Consider the following 15626-nt stretch of genomic DNA (forward strand, 5'->3'; position numbering starts at 1 on the left):
CTCAGAGGTCGGTGCCGGAGACGATCGTGAGGCGCACCGTGAACGAGTCCGCCGTGGTGACCTCCTCGGCCGAGGTGGCGATGGTGGTGAGGACCTGCCAGGCGAAGCTCTCGTAGTTGGGCTCGGGCGCGGTCGAGGTGGTGACGCTGACCTCGACGGTGAGCGCTCGGTCGCCGAGGTGGAACGCGCAGTGGAGGTCGCTCTCGGGATCCGCCTCCGGAAGCACGAGCGCCGTGGCCTCGCCGACGGCCATGCGCAGGTCCTCGATGTCCTCGATCGTGAAGTCGAGGCGCGCGGCCAGCCCGGCGGCGGTCGTGCGGAGCACCGACACGAAGGCCCCGTCGGCCGGCAGTCGCAGCTCGACGTCCGCACGGCCCGTGGGGAAGGTGGGCGCCGCACCGGGCACGGTCATGGGGAGCGTCCTTCCGAAGGGCGACGAGGTCCCGGCCGACTCTAGGACATCGGGCACAGGGCCGTCGGAGCGGCCGCCCCCTCCCGGGACGTCATGCGGAGCGCTGGCCGGGGCCACCGCTCCGCATGACGTCCGGGAGGGGTTCGGGGACGAGGCGGTCAGACGACCTGGTTCGGCACCCAGGTGCGCACCCACCGGGTGTTGGCGTCGGCACGCAGCTTGTCGAGCGTGTCCTCGGGCGTCGTGGAGTCGACGTCCGTCACGACGTACCCCAGCTCCCCGGCGGTCGCCAGGGCCTGCGCCGTGATGTTGCCGGTGGTCGCGAGCGTCTGGTTGAGGCGGGCGAGCACGCCGGGGGCGTTCTCGTGGAGCAGGCCCACCCGGGTGCCGACGGTCAGCGGCGCCGGCTGGACGCCCGGCAGGTTGACCGAGAGCGCCGTGCTGCCCTGGCGCACGAAGCCGGTGAGCTTGCCGGCGACGAAACGACCGATCTCCTCCTGCGCCTCGAGGGTCGAGGCGCCCACGTGGGGCGTGAGGATGACGTTGTCGAGGCCGCGGAGCACCGACTCGAACGTGTCGCCCTGCGCCTTCGGCTCGATCGGGAAGACGTCGATGGCCGCTCCCGCGATGTGACCGGACAGGATGTTGTCGCGCAGGGCCACGTCGTCGACGACCATGCCGCGGGAGGCGTTGATGAACAGCGCCCGGGGCTTCATCGCCGCGAACTGCTCGGCGCCGAAGAGGCCGGCGTTGCCGGGCCGTCCGTCGACGTGGAGGCTCACCACGTCGGCGTGCGCGAGCAGCTCGTCCATGGAGCGCATGCGCCGCGCGTTGCCGTGGGCGGGGCGGTCGGCGATGTCGTAGAACACCACGCGCATGCCGAGGGCCTCGGCGACGTTGGACAGCTGGGTGCCGATGTTGCCGTAGCCGATGATGCCGAGCGTGCGGCCCCGCACCTCGTGGCTGCCCTTCGCGGACTTGTCCCAGATGCCGTTGTGGAGGCGCTCGGTCTTCTCCGTGAGTCGCCGGGCCAGCGCCAGGATCTCGGCGATGACGAGCTCGACGACGCTGCGCGAGTTCGAGTACGGCGCGTTGAAGACCGGGAGCCCGCGCTCGGCCGCCGCGGTCAGCGCGACCTGGTTGGTGCCGATGCAGAAGCAGCCGACGGCCTGCAGGTGCGGCACCGCGTCGAGGACGCGCTCGGTGACCCGTGTGTTGGACCGGATCCCGAGGAGCTCCACACCGTCGAGCGCGGCGATCAGGTCGTCCTCGTCGAGCGAGCCCGGCCGACGGAGCACCTCGATCCCGGCGTCGTCGAAAACCTCCTGCGAGGAGGTGTGGATGTCTTCGAGCAGCAGCGCCTTCATCAGTCTTCCGTCGTCGGGGGCACGGGGGCGGAGGCGGCCGTCACGGCCGTCGTCCGAGCACCGAATCTAATCTCTTCGCCCGCGGATCTGTTCCTCGGGCCGAGGGATGGTCAGCCGAGGTCGCGTCGCAGGGTGGTGAGCCGGCCCACGAGGGCGAAACCCGCGGCGTACGCCAGCATCACGAGGGCCGCGGCCCACCGCGGCAGCAGCTCGCCGTCACCGAGCTGCCCGAAGAAGCTGGAACCGATGAGCCCGTCGGCCGCGGCGCCCGGGAGGAACACCGCGACCCGACCGAGGCCGTCGATGGCGCCGAGCGCCACGCGGGCGATCGGCTCCACGAACTGCGTGAACACGAGGATGACGACGATGGCGGCGACCTGCTGGGTGAGCACGGCGCCGAAGCCGGTGCCGATCACGGTCCACAGCACCGTCGCGACGACGGTGAGCCCGAGGACCCGCCACACGTCGCCGCTGCCGAGGTGGGCGCCGTCTCCCTGCCAGGCGAGCACGGGGGCCGCCGTGGCGACGATGCCCACGGTGCCGGCCAGGCCGTAGACGAGGCCGAGCGGCACGCTGACGACCAGCTTCGCCAGCAGCACGACCGTGCGGCGCGGCTCGACCAGGAGGGTCTGCGCGATCGTGCGGTGGCGGAACTCACCGGTCACGAGGAGGCTGCCGGCGAGGAGCGGGAAGGCGTAGCCGACCGCGTTGACGAGCCCGTAGACGGTCGTCGCCGCCGCCTCGCCCTCGACGGGGGCGACGGCGGCCGTGGAGTCGCCCGCGGCGACGGTGAGCGAGAACGCCATCACGGCGCCGATGAAGGCCAGGTAGCCGAACATGGCCAGCGCCAGCACCCACCACATCCGGGTGCTCGTCAGCTTGGTGAGCTCCGAGCGGATCGCCGCGCCCATCAGCGGACCGCCGCCGGGTGCGGAGCCGTGGCCGACGGCGCCGAGGTGGGCGACGTGAGGCGCAGGAAGACCTCCTCGAGGTCGACGTCGCGGGGCTCGAGCCGGTGGAGCGGCACACCGGCCGCGAAGGCCGCGTCGCCGACCTGCGCGGCCGCCACGTCGTGCACCAGCAGGCCGGACTCGTGCGGCGCCACGCGCCACGCCTGGTGGGCGACGAGCCGCCCGAGGGCGGCGCCGTCCGGGGAGGAGACGTACGTCGCGACGGCGGCCAGGTCGGCCAGCGAGGCCAGCGAGGACGCGTGCACCAGGCGGCCGCGCGCGACGATCACGACGTCGTCCACGGTGTGCTGCACCTCGCGCAGGGCGTGGCTCGACACCAGGACGGTGCGACCCTCGGCCGCGAACTGGCGGAGCAGGTGACGGAGCCACACGATGCCCTGCGGGTCGAGCCCGTTGGCGGGTTCGTCGAGCACGATGACGGGCGGGTCGCCGAGCAACGCGGTCGCGAGGCCGAGGCGCTGCCGCATGCCCATCGAGTACCCGCCGACCCGGCGGTGCTCGGCGCCCTCGAGCCCGACGAGCGCGACCAGCTCGCGGCACCGGGCGGCGCCGACGCCGCAGGGCGCGGCGAAGGAGCGCAGGTGGTCCATGCCGCTGCGACCGGGGTGGAACCCGGGCTCCAGCGAGCTGCCGACGACGGTGGCGGGTCGCCGGTGCTCCCGGTAGGTGCGACCGCCGATGAGGGCCCGCCCCGCGGTCGGCTCGGCCAGGCCGAGCAGCATCCGGATGGTGGTGGTCTTCCCGGCCCCGTTGGGGCCGAGGAACCCGGTCACCGCGCCGGGTCGCACGGTGAAGCTGAGGCCGTCCACCGCGGGCAGCCCGCCGTAGACCTTGGTGAGCGCCTCGACCTCGATGGCCGGCGCGGACGGTGTGCTGGTGGTGCTCGTGCTGGTGGTCGACGTCATCGTCGGGTGGCTCCTTCCCCCGGGTGGTGTGCCGGGTCCACCCTCGCAGGCCGTCAGGCCAGGTCGAAGACCAGGTGGTCGAGCGCTCGGCGCACCCACGCGCCGTACTTCTCCCGCGTCCAGCCGTGGCGCTCCACGTAGCGGTGGTAGATCTCCGCCGACGCCACGACGTTCCAGGCGCAGGCGCGGTCCGCGGCGGGGACGTCGCCGGTGAGCAGCCCCCGCTCGGCGGCCCAGGCCACCCCCGCCGCGCACGCGTCGTCGTCCCGGGCGGAGACCGTGTCGTACGCCGCCGCCGCCTCGGGGTCGGTGCTCGCGGCGTCGCGGAGCGCGAACCACAGCCGGACGGAGCGGGCGTGGTGGTCGGCCAGCCACGCGACGTACGTCGTCAGGGCCTCCTCGGTCGGCAGCGCCATGATCTCCCGGAACGACGGCTCGTCGGTGATCGGCCGGAGGTCGCCGTGGTCGCTGCTCGTGCGCTGGTAGGCCTCGACGAGGAGGTGCGCCTTCGTGCCAGACAGGTTGACGCGCGGCACGGACACCCCGGCCGCCTCCGCGATGGCGGCGAGCGTGGTCGCCTGGTAGCCGAGCGTCGCGAACAGCTCGCGGGCGCTGGCGATGATGCGGCCGTGGGTCGCCTCGAGGGCGGCGGTGCGCAGCGGCGACACGTAGCGCCGGCGCGGGCGGTCGGGATCGTTCACCGCGGGGACCTCGGATCGGCTCGAGTGCGCGGCGGCACGGCTGTGCCGCAGGGGCACGCTACTCCTGCGCAACGTCGTCCGCGCGGGCTTCGGTGAGCGCTTCACCCGGGGACGCGGGCGGCCGTCGCGCGCCGGCGGTACCGGCGCAGCAGACCGGGCAGCACCCCGACCGCCAGCACGACGAGGACCACGACCGCGAGGGCGACGGTCGGGTCGGGCACGAGCCAGTTGCCGAGCACGCCGACGGCGGCGTACGCCACCGACCACAGCGCGGCGGCAGCCACGTTCGCCGAGGCGAACCGGGCGGTGGGGTAGCCGCCGAGCGCGGCGACCAGCAGCACCGGGATCCGGCCACCGGGGACGAGGCGGGAGAGCAGCAGCGAGCGCACCTCGTTGCGCTCCAAGCGGGCGCGGAGGCGGCGCAGCGCGCCGTCGGGGTCCTCGGCGTGGAGCCAGCCGACGCGCTGGGCCAGCGGCGTGCCGGCCCGGCGGAGCACGACGTAGGTGACGAGGTCGCCGGTGTAGGCGCCCGCGGCGCCGACCGCGACGACGAGCACGATCTCCCAGGGCCGCTCCACCGCCGCCAGCACGGCCGCGGCGCTCACGAGCGCCCCGGTGGGGACGACCGGGACGACCGCTCCGAGGCTGACCAGCGCGTAGAGGCCGAGGAGGCCGCCGATCCCGAGGTCCGTCACCGCTCGACCCGCTCCCCGGGGGCCGGGACGACGACCTCGGCCCCGAGCCCCGCCGCCCGGGCCGCGGTGCGGAACCGCTCGGGCGGGTCGACGAAGAGCTCCCGGTGGCTGCGCGGGTGCACCCGGCGCAGCCCGACGGGCCAGAACGTCCCGTAGTGGACGGGCACGACGACGCGTGCCCCGACGGCCGCGACCGCCGCCACCGCCTGCGCGGGGTCGAGGTGGTGGTCGCCGAGGCTCGGCCCCCACCCGCCGATCGGGACGAGGGCCAGGTCGACGGCCGCCACGGCCGCGAGCCCCGGCTGGGGGCCGGTGTCCCCGGGGTACCAGCACGAGCGGCCCCCGTGCTCGAAGCGGAAACCGAGCGCCGGGGCGGCGTGGGCGCCGGGCAGGCGCCCACGGCGCACGTCCCGGTGGCCGTCGTGGTGCGCCGACAGCACCTCCACGCGCACGCCCGCGACGTCGACCACGTCGCCGGGAGCGGCCTCGATGCAGGACAGCCGCCGCAGCGCGGGCACGGCGCGCGGCGCCCCGCGGGGCACGACGACGGGGACGCGCGGGCCGAAGCGGCGCAGCGACGGCAGGTGCAGGTGGTCGTGGTGGAGGTGCGACACGAGGACGAGGTCGGCCGACGCGGCCGTCGGCGGCGGCGCGGGGGAGGCGCGGCGCAGGTGCAGCAGGCGCCGCGTCAGCACGGGGTCGGTCGCCACCCGGGCGCCCGCCAGGTCGACGGTCGTGCTCGCGTGGCCCCACCACGTGACGGCGAGGCGGGTCATGCGACCGACGCCGTCTCGGGGCGGGGGTCGGGCGCACGCAGCCCCTGCTCGACGAGCCGGTCCACGAGGAGGCGGTGCACGTCGATGCCCCGCAGCGGCCGGTCGGGCACGGTCCAGCCGTCGGGGTGCACGAGGAGCGCCTCGGTCTGCCAGCCACCGAGGCCCCCGTGGGACCCGACCAGCTCCTCGAACGCCGCGACCTCGCCCAGCACGGGGTCGTAGGCGCCCAGCACGACGACGTCGCCCACGTGGTCGCACCGGTCGAGGTGGCGCAGGTCGTCGGCGGCGAGGGGACCGTACGGCGCGAGCGGGTCCTCGCCGTCGCCGTCGACCACCGCGTCGGGGCCGAGGGCGCGCCACCCGGAGGGGCCCTCGACGACGAGCACGCCGTCAGCGCGGCGGGTCAGGACGAGCCCGACGCCCTCGAGGTCGCGCAGGCCGGGGAGCAGCGTGGGCAGGAGGCGCGCGACGTCCTCACGGGTGAGCCGGCCGGGGTGCTCGGGCAGGTACAGGTGCGCGAGGCTGCCGGACGCGGCGACGCGGACGCTGGTGCGCGTGCCGGTGTGGGGCGTGCCGGGGCCGTCGGGTGACCCCGGGCCGACGTGCTCGGTGCGGTCGGCCACGAGCCGGCTCAGGGTGGGGCGCAGCAGTCCTGGCGCCCGGGTGCCCGTCGAGTGGAGCAGGTGGGCGGGGCCGACGGTCTCTCCCGACCCGGCGGCGCCGTCCACGACACCGGTCGTGAGGTCGCTGACCGCCTCGGCGAGGGTGCGGCCCTGGCGCTGCAGGAAGGTCGTGCCCTGCGTCTGGCCGTGGTCGGAGACCACCACCAGCTCGTAGTCGCGCCCCACCTCGCGTCCCAGGTCGTGCAGGAACCGGAGCACCCGGTCGAGCCCCTCGAGGGTGCGCATGGCCTCCGGGCGGGTCGGTCCCGCGTGGTGGGCGACCTCGTCGTAGTCGAGCAGGTCGACGTAGACCACCGGGGCGCCGCGGGCCATCTGGTCGGCGACGATGGCGACGCTCAGGTCCTTGAGCAGCACGGTGGTGAGGCCGCGCAGCACGACGAACGATCCCCCGCGGTGGACCCGGGGGAGCACGCCGCGGCGTCGCTGGCGCCGGCCCTGGTACCACTCGGCCAGCATCTGGCCCACGAACAGCACGACGGAGCGCACGAACCCCGACCGCGTGACGGCGAACTCGGCGGCGCCGCGCTCGGAGCCGGGCGGACGGGCCCGCGCCATCGTGAGGGCGGGCAGGGACGCGTCGCCGGAGAACAGGTTGCCGACGCTCGCGCCGTCCTCCGCGAGCAGCCCGCGTCCGGTGCTCAGCGCCGTCTGGGCCTCGGCGGCGTCCGCGGGGCGGCTGCAGACGAGCATCCGCCCCTGCTCCTTGTCGAACCAGCGGAACGCGGGGATGGCCGTGTCGACACCGTGCAGCAGCACCGCCTGTCCCGCCGGCGTGGTGGACGGGGCTCCGGTGTGCCAGGTGCGCAGGCGGTGGCTGCCCGACCGCAGGAGGCTGCTGAGGAACGGGATCGCTCCCGTCGCCGCGGCCTGCCGCACGAGGGGCTCGGCGACGCCGTCGAGCTGCACGACGAGGAGGCCCGGGCCGCGCACGTCGGTGCGCCGGGCGGTGCGCACGGATCGGCCCATGACCTGGGCGAGGAAGACCTCGCTGGAGCTCGCGTCGACGACCCAGTCGAGCAGGGCGGCGACGACCCCGACGCCCCACGCGATCAGCACGACGTCGACGAAGTCGATCGGTTCGATCGCCGGCACCAGCGACAGCGCGACCGCGAGGATGAGTGCCTGTGCCAGGAAGCCCGAGAGCAGCAGCCCGACCACACCCGTGAGCACCGTGAGCCGGGTCAGCAGGGGCCGGAGCAGGGCACCGACGAGGAGCACGGTGCCGACCAGGAGTGCGACGGCGACGCTGCCGTTGTCGGGGACCTGCTCGCCCGGGACGATCTGCAGCGTGACGGCCATCGCGACGAACGAGAGCACGAAGGATCGCAGGACCCCTGCGAGCCATACCGCGGGACGCGCCGACCGCACCCCGCGCCCCGCGAGGGCGACACGACGCCCGAACGCGGTCCGCTGCTGCACGGGGCCAGCGTAGGGCGCCGTCGGTGGGACGGCGCGGCGTCACCCCACCGACAGCTCGAAGCCGCAGCCTCCGTCCATCGTGGCGGTGGACATCTCGACGACCTCGCCCATCGCCACCTCGACCTCGTCCTGGGTGTCCCGCAGGTCGATCCCTCCCGTGTCACCCACCGGCGCGAGCGCCTCGTCGCTGCGCAGCAGCGCGCGGTCGTGCTCGACGCCGACGACGGTGATGGTGACCCCGCAGCCGACGACGGTCTCCTCACCCTCGGCGGGAGCCAGCGTCGACGTCGTGGTGGTGGGCTCGTAGTCCGGGTCCCAGCCGTTCCACGTCGTCGAGACGATCCGGACCTCGGTGAACTCCGGGTCGCTCGCGCAGCCCACGAGGACCAGCAGGCCGACGGGGAGCGACAGCAGGGCAGCGGTGGAGGGGCGCATGGGGGTACGACGCGCCCGAGCCCCCCGCGGTTCCCCGCGCCCCGCGGGCCGGGGGCGGGCGCGACTCAGAAGCCGCGGTAGACGCCGTCGGGGTCGACGCCGTCGGCGTACTCGAAGAAGCCCAGGTTGGCGATCGCGAGGTTCGCCTCGATCTCGGCGACGGCGTCGACGGTGCTGCGGAAGGTGCGGGGCAGGTCGGTCTCGTCGTCGGCAGCGGGCCCCAGGTCCACCCAGAGCACGGTCACCTCGCCACCGGCGGCGACCTCGCGCATCGAGCGCTCGTCCGCGAGCAGCAGGTAGCCGTGGGTCGGTGGCAGGTCGGCGATCGCGGCCTCGGCGGTCACGCCCTGCCACGCCGGGTCGTCCGAGGTGAGGATCGCCGGCTGGTAGAGCTCGGGCTCCTCGCCGCACGGCCCCGGCTCACCGTCGCTGAAGTCGGCGCCGGCGAGGACCAGCTCCGTGAGGCGGGCCCACGCGGCGTCGTCGGACCGGTCCGTGCGGACGAGGACCGCCGTCGTGCGGTTGTCGGCGAGGGCCTGCTCGAGGGGCGTCCCCGGGGTGAGGCTCATGTCGATCTCCTCGGTCTCGTCCGTGCCGCCGGCTCCCGCGTCGCCGCACAAGTTGCTGCCCGCGAAGGGCGGCGGGTCTCCGTCCTCCGGCCCCCACAGCTGCTCGTCGATCTCCGCCTGCGTCAGCTCCTCGGCCTCGCCCACGACGACCTCGAGCGAGGTCTCCGCGCCGGCGCGCACCGGGTCGGTGTCGCCCGGCCCGCCGACGTCCCCGCAACCGGTGAGGACGAGCAGGAGGGCCACGGCCGGCAGCAGGGCTGGCGCGGCGAGGTCACGGACGCGGCTCGGGCTCACGGGACCAGGGTGGCGCAGTGCCCCGGCCGCCGTCCCGCGAACGCCTCAGGCACGCAGCGACCGCACGAGGGCCACGACGTCGTTGGCGACGCCGCGCACGACGGGCAGCCGCGTCAGGCGGCACAGCCGGTCGACGAGCGGCACGACGCCGTGCACGAGGGCGCGGGTGCGCGCTTGGCCCTCGGACGCGTCGTACACCCAGAAGAGCACGACACCCATCTGGAGCAGCCACAGCAGCTCCGGCATCTCCTCGCGGAGCGCGGGGGCGAGGCGGAGGTCCGATCCGGCGAGCACCTGGCGGTGGATGTCGACGGACGTCGCACGGGCGGCCGCCGACTCGGGGGAGAAGGGCGAGAGGGGGCTGCGGGGGTCCGCCGCGTTGCGGAAGAAGGTGGCGGCGAAGTCGTGGTAGGGCTCCGCCAGGTCGATCCAACCCTCCAGCACCCCGGTGAGCCGCTCGGCGAACCCGGTCTCGGTGGCCAGCACGTCGGCGACGAGGTCGTGGTGGGCGCCCGAGAGCTGGTCGTAGAAGCCCTGGACCAGGTGCTCCTTCGACGCGAAGTAGTAGTAGGCGCTGCCCAGCGACACCCCGGCGGCGTCGGCGACGGCGCGCATCGTGGTCGCGTCGTACCCGCCCTCGCGGAAGAGCCGCATCGCGGCCCCGACGATCGCGGCGCGGGTCGCCTCAGCCTTGGCGGAGCGGGGAGCAGGCGTCGGCACAGCCGCCAGGGTAGTCACCCCCTCCTGCCGGGCCGGTCGGGGCCGAGGGCCGGCCGCCGAGCAGGTGCCGCAGGCCGGCCGCCGAGCACGCCGCGCCCCGCGCCAGCCCGCGCCCGAGCCCCGGCCGGGCGAGGCGGTGGGCGAGCGGGCGGTGCCGACGGGTCGCCCACAGGGTCATCAGCCAGGCGGCGTCGTGGGTCCACACCTCGCCGCCGTCGCCCACCACGGTGATCTCCGCGCGGGTGGCGGCGTGGTCGAGGCCGGGAAATCGCGCGTGCGCCTCGGGGGAGTCGCACGGCACGAGCTCCAGCGGGACGAGCAGCGGCTGCTGCGCCACCCAGCGGGCGAACGGCACGCACAGGCGGCACTCCGCGTCGTACAGCAGCACGAGGCGCACGGCGGGCTCGCTCACCTGCCGGGGGCGGGGTGGGCGCCCGGGTAGGGCGCGAAGGCGCCGGGCACGACGCGGGTCGGCGGGACGGGCGGCACGGTCGACTGCTCGAAGCGGTGTCGGCGCCGGATGGAGTTGAAGACCATGACGTTCGCGAAGTGCACGACGCCTAGCACGAGCAGCACGACGCCGAGCTTCACGCTGAGGCTCTCGAGCATCGCGCTGGCGCCGGTGACCGGGTCGCCGACGCGGAGGAAGAGGAGCACGAAGCCGACGTTGAGCAGGTAGAAGCCCACGACGAGCAGGCGGTTCACGGCCCCGGCGAGGTCGTGCCGGCCCTCGAAGACGTCGGCCAGGAAGATCGTGCCGTTGGTCGAGAGGACGTGGGCGACCCACATCGTGAGGGGGACGGCGACGGCGAGGTAGCCGACGTAGGTGGCGACGGTCCAGTCCATGGTTCCTCCGGTTTGAACGTGTTCAAAAATGCGGACGACACGAGCTTACGACAGTTTTGAACGTGTTCAAAGTGGGCCGCGCCACCCGCACGGCCCCGAACGCGACGACGCCGCCCGGTCCACCCCGGAGGGTGGCGCGGACGGCGTCGTCGGAGCCGGGAGGCGTCAGGCCTTCTTGGTCTCCCAGAAGATCTCGGCGATCTCGTCGATCTTGGCGAGGAGCTGGTCGGCGACCTCGGCGTCGAGGCTGCCCTTGGTGCCGGTCGCACCGGCCAGCTTGGTGGCCTCGTTGACGAGGGTGTGGAGCTGGGGGTACTTCTCGAAGTGCGGGGGCTTGAAGTAGTCGGTCCACAGCACCCAGAGGTGGTGCTTGACCAGCTCGGAGCGCTGCTCCTTGATGAGCACGGCGCGGGTGCGGAAGTCGGGGTCGTCGGAGTCGGCGACCTTGGCGATGACGGCCTTGATCGACTCGGCCTCGATGCGGGCCTGGGCGGGGTCGTAGACGCCGCAGGGCAGGTCGCAGTGGGCCTTGACGTCGACGGTGGGAGCGAACAGACGCATCAGCGGAGCATCCTCTCGGTCGTGGTGGGACCGCCTCGGCGGCGGTTCCGCGGGTCCGGTCGCGGCAGGGCCGCGGCGTGGTTGCGACACTACTCCGCATGGCACGACGGCGGCAGTCCGGCCCGAGCGCCGGGCAACCCGACCGGCGCTCGCTGCTGCCCTGGGGCCTGGCGCGGGTGTCGGGCGACTCCATGCGCCCGGGCCTGCAGCCCGGCGACCGCCTCCTGGTCCGGTACGACGCGGCCGTCCGCCCCGGCGACGTGGTGGTCGCCCGGTTCGTCGACGGGACCGTCGTCGTCAAGCGCGCCACGGACCCGCGGCCGACGCGCACGGGCGCCACGGGATGGTGGCTGCTCAGCGACGCCCCGGACGTCGGGGTGGACTCGCGGCACCGGGGCGTGGTGCCGGCGGACGCGGTGATCGGGGTCGTCCGTGCCCGGCTCTGGCCCCGGCCGCGTCGGGTGTGAGATCAACCACCCCGACGGGCGAGAGTGGTGTGGAACACTGCGGCAGTCCCAGCAGCCCCACCGAGAAGTAGGCCATGACCGCACACGTCGCACCCCAGCCGATCACCGACCACCCCTTCCAGGGGGACCCCGTCTTCGACGCCCACGTGGGCGGGAAGCTCGCGGTAGCGGCGACGGCGGCGGTCGACAGCCGCGAGGAGCTGTCGAAGGCCTACACGCCCGGTGTGGCCCGCGTGTGCGAGGCCATCCACGCGGACCCGGAGCTGACGCAGGTCTACACCTGGGTGCCGAACACGGTCGCGGTCGTCACCGACGGCACCGCGGTGCTCGGCCTCGGCGACATCGGCCCGGCGGCCGCGATGCCCGTGATGGAGGGCAAGGCCGTCCTGTTCAAGGAGTTCGGCGGCGTCGACGGCGTGCCGATCTGCCTCGCCACCACCGACACCGAGGAGATCATCGAGACCGTCGTGCGGCTCGCGCCGAGCTTCGGCGGCATCAACCTCGAGGACATCTCGGCGCCCCGCTGCTTCGAGATCGAGGACCGGCTCAAGGAGCTCCTCGACATCCCCGTCTTCCACGACGACCAGCACGGCACCGCGGTCGTCGCGCTCGCCGCGCTGGAGAACGCCCTCAAGCTCACCGGGCGCACCTACGCCGGCACCCGCGTCGTCATCTCCGGCGCCGGCGCCGCCGGGGTCGCCGTCGCCAAGATCCTGCTCGAGGCGGGCATCACCGACCTGGCGGTGACCGACCGCAACGGCATCGTCTCGGAGGACCGCGACGACCTGACGCCCATCAAGCGGACCCTCGCGGGCCTGACCTCGGGCCGCACGGTCCGGGGCGGCAGCCTCGAGGACGCGCTCGCCGGCGCCGACGTCTACATCGGCGTCTCGGGCGGCACCGTGCCCGAGGAGGTCGTCGCCACGATGGCGGACGACGCGATCATCTTCGCGCTCGCGAACCCCAACCCCGAGGTCCACCCCGAGGTGGCCCACCGCCACGCGCGGGTCGTCGCGACCGGTCGCTCGGACTTCCCCAACCAGATCAACAACGTGCTCGCGTTCCCCGGCATCTTCCGCGGCACCTTCGACGCGCACGCCACGGCGATCACCGAGGGCATGAAGCTGGCGGCCGCCCACGCGCTCGCCGGACTCGTCGGCGACGACCTGCGCGAGGACCTCATCATCCCCTCGCCGTTCGACCCGCGCGTCGGCCCCGCCGTCGCCGCGGCCGTGGCCGACGCGGCCCGCGCGGACGGCGTCGCCCGCCGCTGATCCGCCGTACGCCGCCGGTAGTCCCTGACGTTTCCGACCCCTGGATCGATCCACACGGTCGGAAACGTCAGGGACCACACCCCCCCGGGCGGCGCGTCCTACCCGGTCGGGCACTGGACCGACGGCTCGTCCGCCCGGCTAGGTTGACGTCATGTTCGCTGTGTACGCCGCGGGGTTCTCGACCGACGACCCGCTGAGCGGGCTGGTGGTGGGGGAGCGCCCCGACCCCGTCGCGCCCGACGGCTGGACGACCGTGACGGTCAGGGCCGCCGCCCTCAACCACCACGACCTCTGGTCGTTGCGGGGCGTGGGCCTGAAGGCCGAGCACCTGCCGATGATCCTCGGCTGCGACGCCGCCGGCCACGACGAGGACGGCAACGAGGTCGTCGTCCACGCCGTGCTGTGCGACCCGTCGTGGACGGGGGACGAGACGCTCGACCCGCGTCGCACGCTCCTCTCGGAGCTGCACCAGGGCACGTTCGCGGACAAGGTCGTCGTCCCGCGGCGCAACGTGGTGCCGAAGCCCCCGTCGCTCTCGTTCGAGGAGGCGGCGTGCCTTCCGGCGGCGTGGCTGACGGCCTACCGGATGCTCTTCACCCAGGGCGCGTGCAAGCCCGGTGACACGGTGCTCGTGCAGGGTGTCGGTGGCGGGGTCGCGACGGCGCTCATCATGCTCGCCCGGGCGGCCGGCCTCCGGGTGCTGGCCACCAGCCGCGACGAGCGCAAGCGCGAGCGGGCGCTCGAGATCGGGGCCCACGAGGTGTTCGAGAGCGGCGCGCGGCTGCCCGTGAAGGTCGACGCCGTCATGGAGACGGTGGGCAGGGCCACGTGGTCGCACTCGGTGCGGTCGCTGCGCCCCGGGGGCAAGATCGTCATCTCCGGCACGACCTCGGGCCCCCAGCCCGACGACGCCGAGCTCACCCGCATCTTCTACCGCCAGCTGCAGGTCATCGGCTCGACGATGGGCACGCGCGACGAGCTGGCCTCCCTCGTGGCGTTCCTCGACGCCACCGGCGTGCGTCCCCTCGTCGACCGGGTGGTCCCCATGGTCGACGCCCGGGACGCCTTCGCCACGCTGGCCGAGGGCGACGTCTTCGGCAAGGTGGTGATGACCCGATGACCGGTCCGGGCGCGCGGCGTCGCACCCACGTCGTCACGGGCGCCGGCTCCGGGATCGGGGCCGCCGTCGCCGAGCGCCTGCAGGCCCGCGGCGACCACCTGGTGCTCCTGGCCCGCGACGAGGCGCGGGTCGACGACCTCGCCGCGGCCCACCCGGGTGCCGACGTCGTCGCCCTGGACCTGGCGGACCCCGTGGCGGTCGAGGCGTGGCGGCCCGACCTGGACGGTGTCGACTCGTTGCTGCACGTCGCCGGCGTCGTCGAGCTCGGCCCGGTCGCCGCCACCGACGCGGCGGTCTGGGAGCGCACGCTGCGGGTCAACCTGACGGCGCCCGCGCTCCTGACCCGCAGCCTCCTGCCGGCGCTCCGGTCGCGCCGGGGGACGGTCGTCTTCGTGAACTCCGGCGCCGGGCTGACGGCGCACCCGCAGTGGGGCTCGTACGCCGCGTCGAAGTTCGCCCTCCGGGCGGTCGCCGACGCGCTGCGCGCCGAGGAGGCACCCCACGGTGTACGGGTGTCCACCGTCTTCCCCGGCCGCACAGCGACGCCGATGCAGGCCCAGGTGCACGCCCAGGAAGGCGCCGACTACGACCCCGCGGCGTGGATCGACGCGGGCACGGTGGCCGACGCGATCGTCGCGTGCGTCGACCTGCCGCGCGACGCCACGCTGGCCGAGGTCGTGGTCCGTCCCGGCCCCTGAGCGGGCCTGGGAGCCTCAGGGACGCGAGCGCCAGTTGAGCGCGCCCACGAGCATCATCCGCAGCTGGGTGCGGGCGCGCTCGGCGACGGCGTCCTCGGCCGACCGACGCCCCTCGGCGGCGAGCAGCTCCTCCGCGGTCGACACCACGGCGCCGACGATGAGGTTGGCCAGCACGTAGAGGTCCTCGCTCGCCCACGCGTCGGGGCCGGGGAGGCGCGCGAGGTCGGTGGCGAGCTCACGCTCGCACAGCTCGATCTCGTGGCGGATGGCCGACCGCACGGCAGCAGGGCCGGCGAAACGCTCGCGGGCGATGAACAGGAAGTGCCCCCGCTGGGCCCGCACGTGCTCCGTCAGCACCCGCACCGAGCTGTCGATGATGTCCTTGAACGCGGGGTCCGCCGACCGTACGTCGCGCAGCATCGCCCGCAGCGACACGAACGCCTCGTCGACCAGCGCGAGGCCGAGCTCCTCGATCGAGTCGAAGTGGCGGTAGAAGGCCGTGGGCACGATCCCGACGTCCTTCGCCACCTGGCGCAGCGACACCGCCGAGAGGCCGCCGGTCTCGGCCAACCGCAGGGCGGCGGCCAGGATCGACTGCCGGGTCAGCTCCTTGCGCTCGACGCGGCTGAGCCCGTCGGCGGCAGCGCCGGGGCGCGCGGAGGGGCTGGACACGGGGCTCATCGTCCCACGAACGGGCGGCGGGGCGCCGTGCG

19 protein-coding genes are annotated in these 15626 nt (G+C 74.5%); 4 read left to right on the forward strand and 15 right to left on the reverse strand.

Annotation, left to right across the window (positions count from 1 at the left end; all coding sequences use genetic code 11):
* Nucleotide 1 precedes the first annotated feature (1 nt).
* The 14 genes from G3T38_RS00110 to sodN all read right to left on the reverse strand — a co-directional run bounded on the left by G3T38_RS00110 (nt 2) and on the right by sodN (nt 11354).
* Nucleotides 2-412, reverse strand: coding sequence for an ATP-binding protein (locus tag G3T38_RS00110; RefSeq protein WP_163770007.1), 411 nt, complete (start codon nt 410-412; stop codon nt 2-4).
* 158 nt (nt 413-570) lie between these two features.
* Nucleotides 571-1779, reverse strand: coding sequence for a phosphoglycerate dehydrogenase (serA, locus tag G3T38_RS00115; protein WP_163770009.1), 1209 nt, complete (start codon nt 1777-1779; stop codon nt 571-573).
* Nucleotides 1780-1889: 110 nt separating this feature from the next.
* The gene (locus G3T38_RS00120) at nt 1890-2690 is read right to left on the reverse strand and encodes an ABC transporter permease (RefSeq protein WP_163770011.1); all 801 of its coding nucleotides are present in this window, start codon (nt 2688-2690) and stop codon (nt 1890-1892) included.
* Nucleotides 2690-3655, reverse strand: a complete 966-nt coding sequence (locus tag G3T38_RS00125; protein WP_163770012.1) for an ABC transporter ATP-binding protein — start codon at nt 3653-3655, stop codon at nt 2690-2692. Before G3T38_RS00125 ends, G3T38_RS00120 begins: the two co-directional genes overlap by 1 nt.
* 53 nt (nt 3656-3708) lie before the next feature.
* The gene (locus G3T38_RS00130) at nt 3709-4356 is read right to left on the reverse strand and encodes a TetR family transcriptional regulator (RefSeq protein ID WP_163770014.1); all 648 of its coding nucleotides are present in this window, start codon (nt 4354-4356) and stop codon (nt 3709-3711) included.
* A 101-nt stretch (nt 4357-4457) separates the two neighbouring features.
* Nucleotides 4458-5051: a VTT domain-containing protein gene (locus G3T38_RS00135; protein WP_163770016.1), complete on the reverse strand. Its 594-nt coding sequence runs from the start codon at nt 5049-5051 to the stop codon at nt 4458-4460.
* Entirely contained in the window at nt 5048-5827 is a 780-nt protein-coding gene (locus G3T38_RS00140) for an MBL fold metallo-hydrolase (RefSeq protein ID WP_163770018.1), read from the reverse strand. The genes G3T38_RS00135 and G3T38_RS00140 overlap by 4 nt, the downstream gene beginning before the upstream one ends.
* The gene (locus G3T38_RS00145; RefSeq protein WP_163770020.1) at nt 5824-7929 is read right to left on the reverse strand and encodes an alkaline phosphatase family protein; all 2106 of its coding nucleotides are present in this window, start codon (nt 7927-7929) and stop codon (nt 5824-5826) included. Before G3T38_RS00145 ends, G3T38_RS00140 begins: the two co-directional genes overlap by 4 nt.
* Nucleotides 7930-7968: 39 nt before the next feature.
* Entirely contained in the window at nt 7969-8364 is a 396-nt protein-coding gene (locus G3T38_RS00150) for a hypothetical protein (RefSeq protein ID WP_163770022.1), read from the reverse strand.
* Between the two features lie 65 nt (nt 8365-8429).
* Nucleotides 8430-9227, reverse strand: a complete 798-nt coding sequence (locus G3T38_RS00155; protein ID WP_163770024.1) for a DUF6924 domain-containing protein — start codon at nt 9225-9227, stop codon at nt 8430-8432.
* A gap of 45 nt (nt 9228-9272) precedes the next feature.
* Complete coding sequence (locus G3T38_RS00160) at nt 9273-9947, reverse strand: TetR family transcriptional regulator (RefSeq protein ID WP_338037362.1); 675 nt, start codon at nt 9945-9947, stop codon at nt 9273-9275.
* Nucleotides 9913-10359, reverse strand: a complete 447-nt coding sequence (locus tag G3T38_RS00165) for a DCC1-like thiol-disulfide oxidoreductase family protein (RefSeq protein ID WP_163770026.1) — start codon at nt 10357-10359, stop codon at nt 9913-9915. Before G3T38_RS00165 ends, G3T38_RS00160 begins: the two co-directional genes overlap by 35 nt.
* On the reverse strand, nt 10356-10793 hold the full coding sequence (locus G3T38_RS00170; protein WP_163770028.1) for a hypothetical protein: 438 nt from the start codon (nt 10791-10793) through the stop codon (nt 10356-10358). The genes G3T38_RS00165 and G3T38_RS00170 overlap by 4 nt, the downstream gene beginning before the upstream one ends.
* A 165-nt stretch (nt 10794-10958) precedes the next feature.
* Nucleotides 10959-11354, reverse strand: a complete 396-nt coding sequence (gene sodN / locus G3T38_RS00175; RefSeq protein WP_163770030.1) for a superoxide dismutase, Ni — start codon at nt 11352-11354, stop codon at nt 10959-10961.
* Between the two features lie 98 nt (nt 11355-11452).
* Between sodN and G3T38_RS00180 the strand changes: the two genes are divergently transcribed.
* The 4 genes from G3T38_RS00180 (at nt 11453) to G3T38_RS00195 (ending at nt 14913) form a co-directional block, all read left to right on the forward strand.
* On the forward strand, nt 11453-11821 hold the full coding sequence (locus tag G3T38_RS00180; protein WP_163770032.1) for a S24/S26 family peptidase: 369 nt from the start codon (nt 11453-11455) through the stop codon (nt 11819-11821).
* 74 nt (nt 11822-11895) lie between these two features.
* The gene (locus G3T38_RS00185; RefSeq protein ID WP_163770034.1) at nt 11896-13095 is read left to right on the forward strand and encodes an NAD(P)-dependent malic enzyme; all 1200 of its coding nucleotides are present in this window, start codon (nt 11896-11898) and stop codon (nt 13093-13095) included.
* Between the two features lie 151 nt (nt 13096-13246).
* Entirely contained in the window at nt 13247-14215 is a 969-nt protein-coding gene (locus G3T38_RS00190) for a zinc-binding dehydrogenase (protein WP_163770036.1), read from the forward strand.
* On the forward strand, nt 14212-14913 hold the full coding sequence (locus G3T38_RS00195; protein WP_163770038.1) for an SDR family oxidoreductase: 702 nt from the start codon (nt 14212-14214) through the stop codon (nt 14911-14913). The genes G3T38_RS00190 and G3T38_RS00195 overlap by 4 nt, the downstream gene beginning before the upstream one ends.
* A gap of 15 nt (nt 14914-14928) precedes the next feature.
* Here G3T38_RS00195 and G3T38_RS00200 read toward each other — a convergent pair whose 3' ends face one another.
* Nucleotides 14929-15585: a TetR family transcriptional regulator gene (locus tag G3T38_RS00200; protein WP_338037363.1), complete on the reverse strand. Its 657-nt coding sequence runs from the start codon at nt 15583-15585 to the stop codon at nt 14929-14931.
* Nucleotides 15586-15626: the final 41 nt, after the last annotated feature.

It is taken from the genome of Nocardioides zeae (assembly GCF_010686755.1).
GTDB classification, from domain to species: domain Bacteria; phylum Actinomycetota; class Actinomycetes; order Propionibacteriales; family Nocardioidaceae; genus Nocardioides; species Nocardioides zeae.

Bases quoted from the DNA above. Each gene is read 5' to 3' on its own strand.
- G3T38_RS00170 (WP_163770028.1), bottom strand. From the start codon at position 10,793: ATGGACTGGACCGTCGCCACCTACGTCGGCTACCTCGCCGTCGCCGTC.
- serA (WP_163770009.1), bottom strand. From the start codon at position 1,779: ATGAAGGCGCTGCTGCTCGAAGACATCCACACCTCCTCGCAGGAGGTT.
- G3T38_RS00120 (WP_163770011.1), bottom strand. From the start codon at position 2,690: ATGGGCGCGGCGATCCGCTCGGAGCTCACCAAGCTGACGAGCACCCGG.
- G3T38_RS00180 (WP_163770032.1), top strand. From the start codon at position 11,453: ATGGCACGACGGCGGCAGTCCGGCCCGAGCGCCGGGCAACCCGACCGG.
- G3T38_RS00190 (WP_163770036.1), top strand. From the start codon at position 13,247: ATGTTCGCTGTGTACGCCGCGGGGTTCTCGACCGACGACCCGCTGAGC.
- G3T38_RS00125 (WP_163770012.1), bottom strand. From the start codon at position 3,655: ATGACGTCGACCACCAGCACGAGCACCACCAGCACACCGTCCGCGCCG.
- G3T38_RS00110 (WP_163770007.1), bottom strand. From the start codon at position 412: ATGACCGTGCCCGGTGCGGCGCCCACCTTCCCCACGGGCCGTGCGGAC.
- G3T38_RS00185 (WP_163770034.1), top strand. From the start codon at position 11,896: ATGACCGCACACGTCGCACCCCAGCCGATCACCGACCACCCCTTCCAG.
- G3T38_RS00195 (WP_163770038.1), top strand. From the start codon at position 14,212: ATGACCGGTCCGGGCGCGCGGCGTCGCACCCACGTCGTCACGGGCGCC.
- sodN (WP_163770030.1), bottom strand. From the start codon at position 11,354: ATGCGTCTGTTCGCTCCCACCGTCGACGTCAAGGCCCACTGCGACCTG.
- G3T38_RS00150 (WP_163770022.1), bottom strand. From the start codon at position 8,364: ATGCGCCCCTCCACCGCTGCCCTGCTGTCGCTCCCCGTCGGCCTGCTG.
- G3T38_RS00140 (WP_163770018.1), bottom strand. From the start codon at position 5,827: ATGACCCGCCTCGCCGTCACGTGGTGGGGCCACGCGAGCACGACCGTC.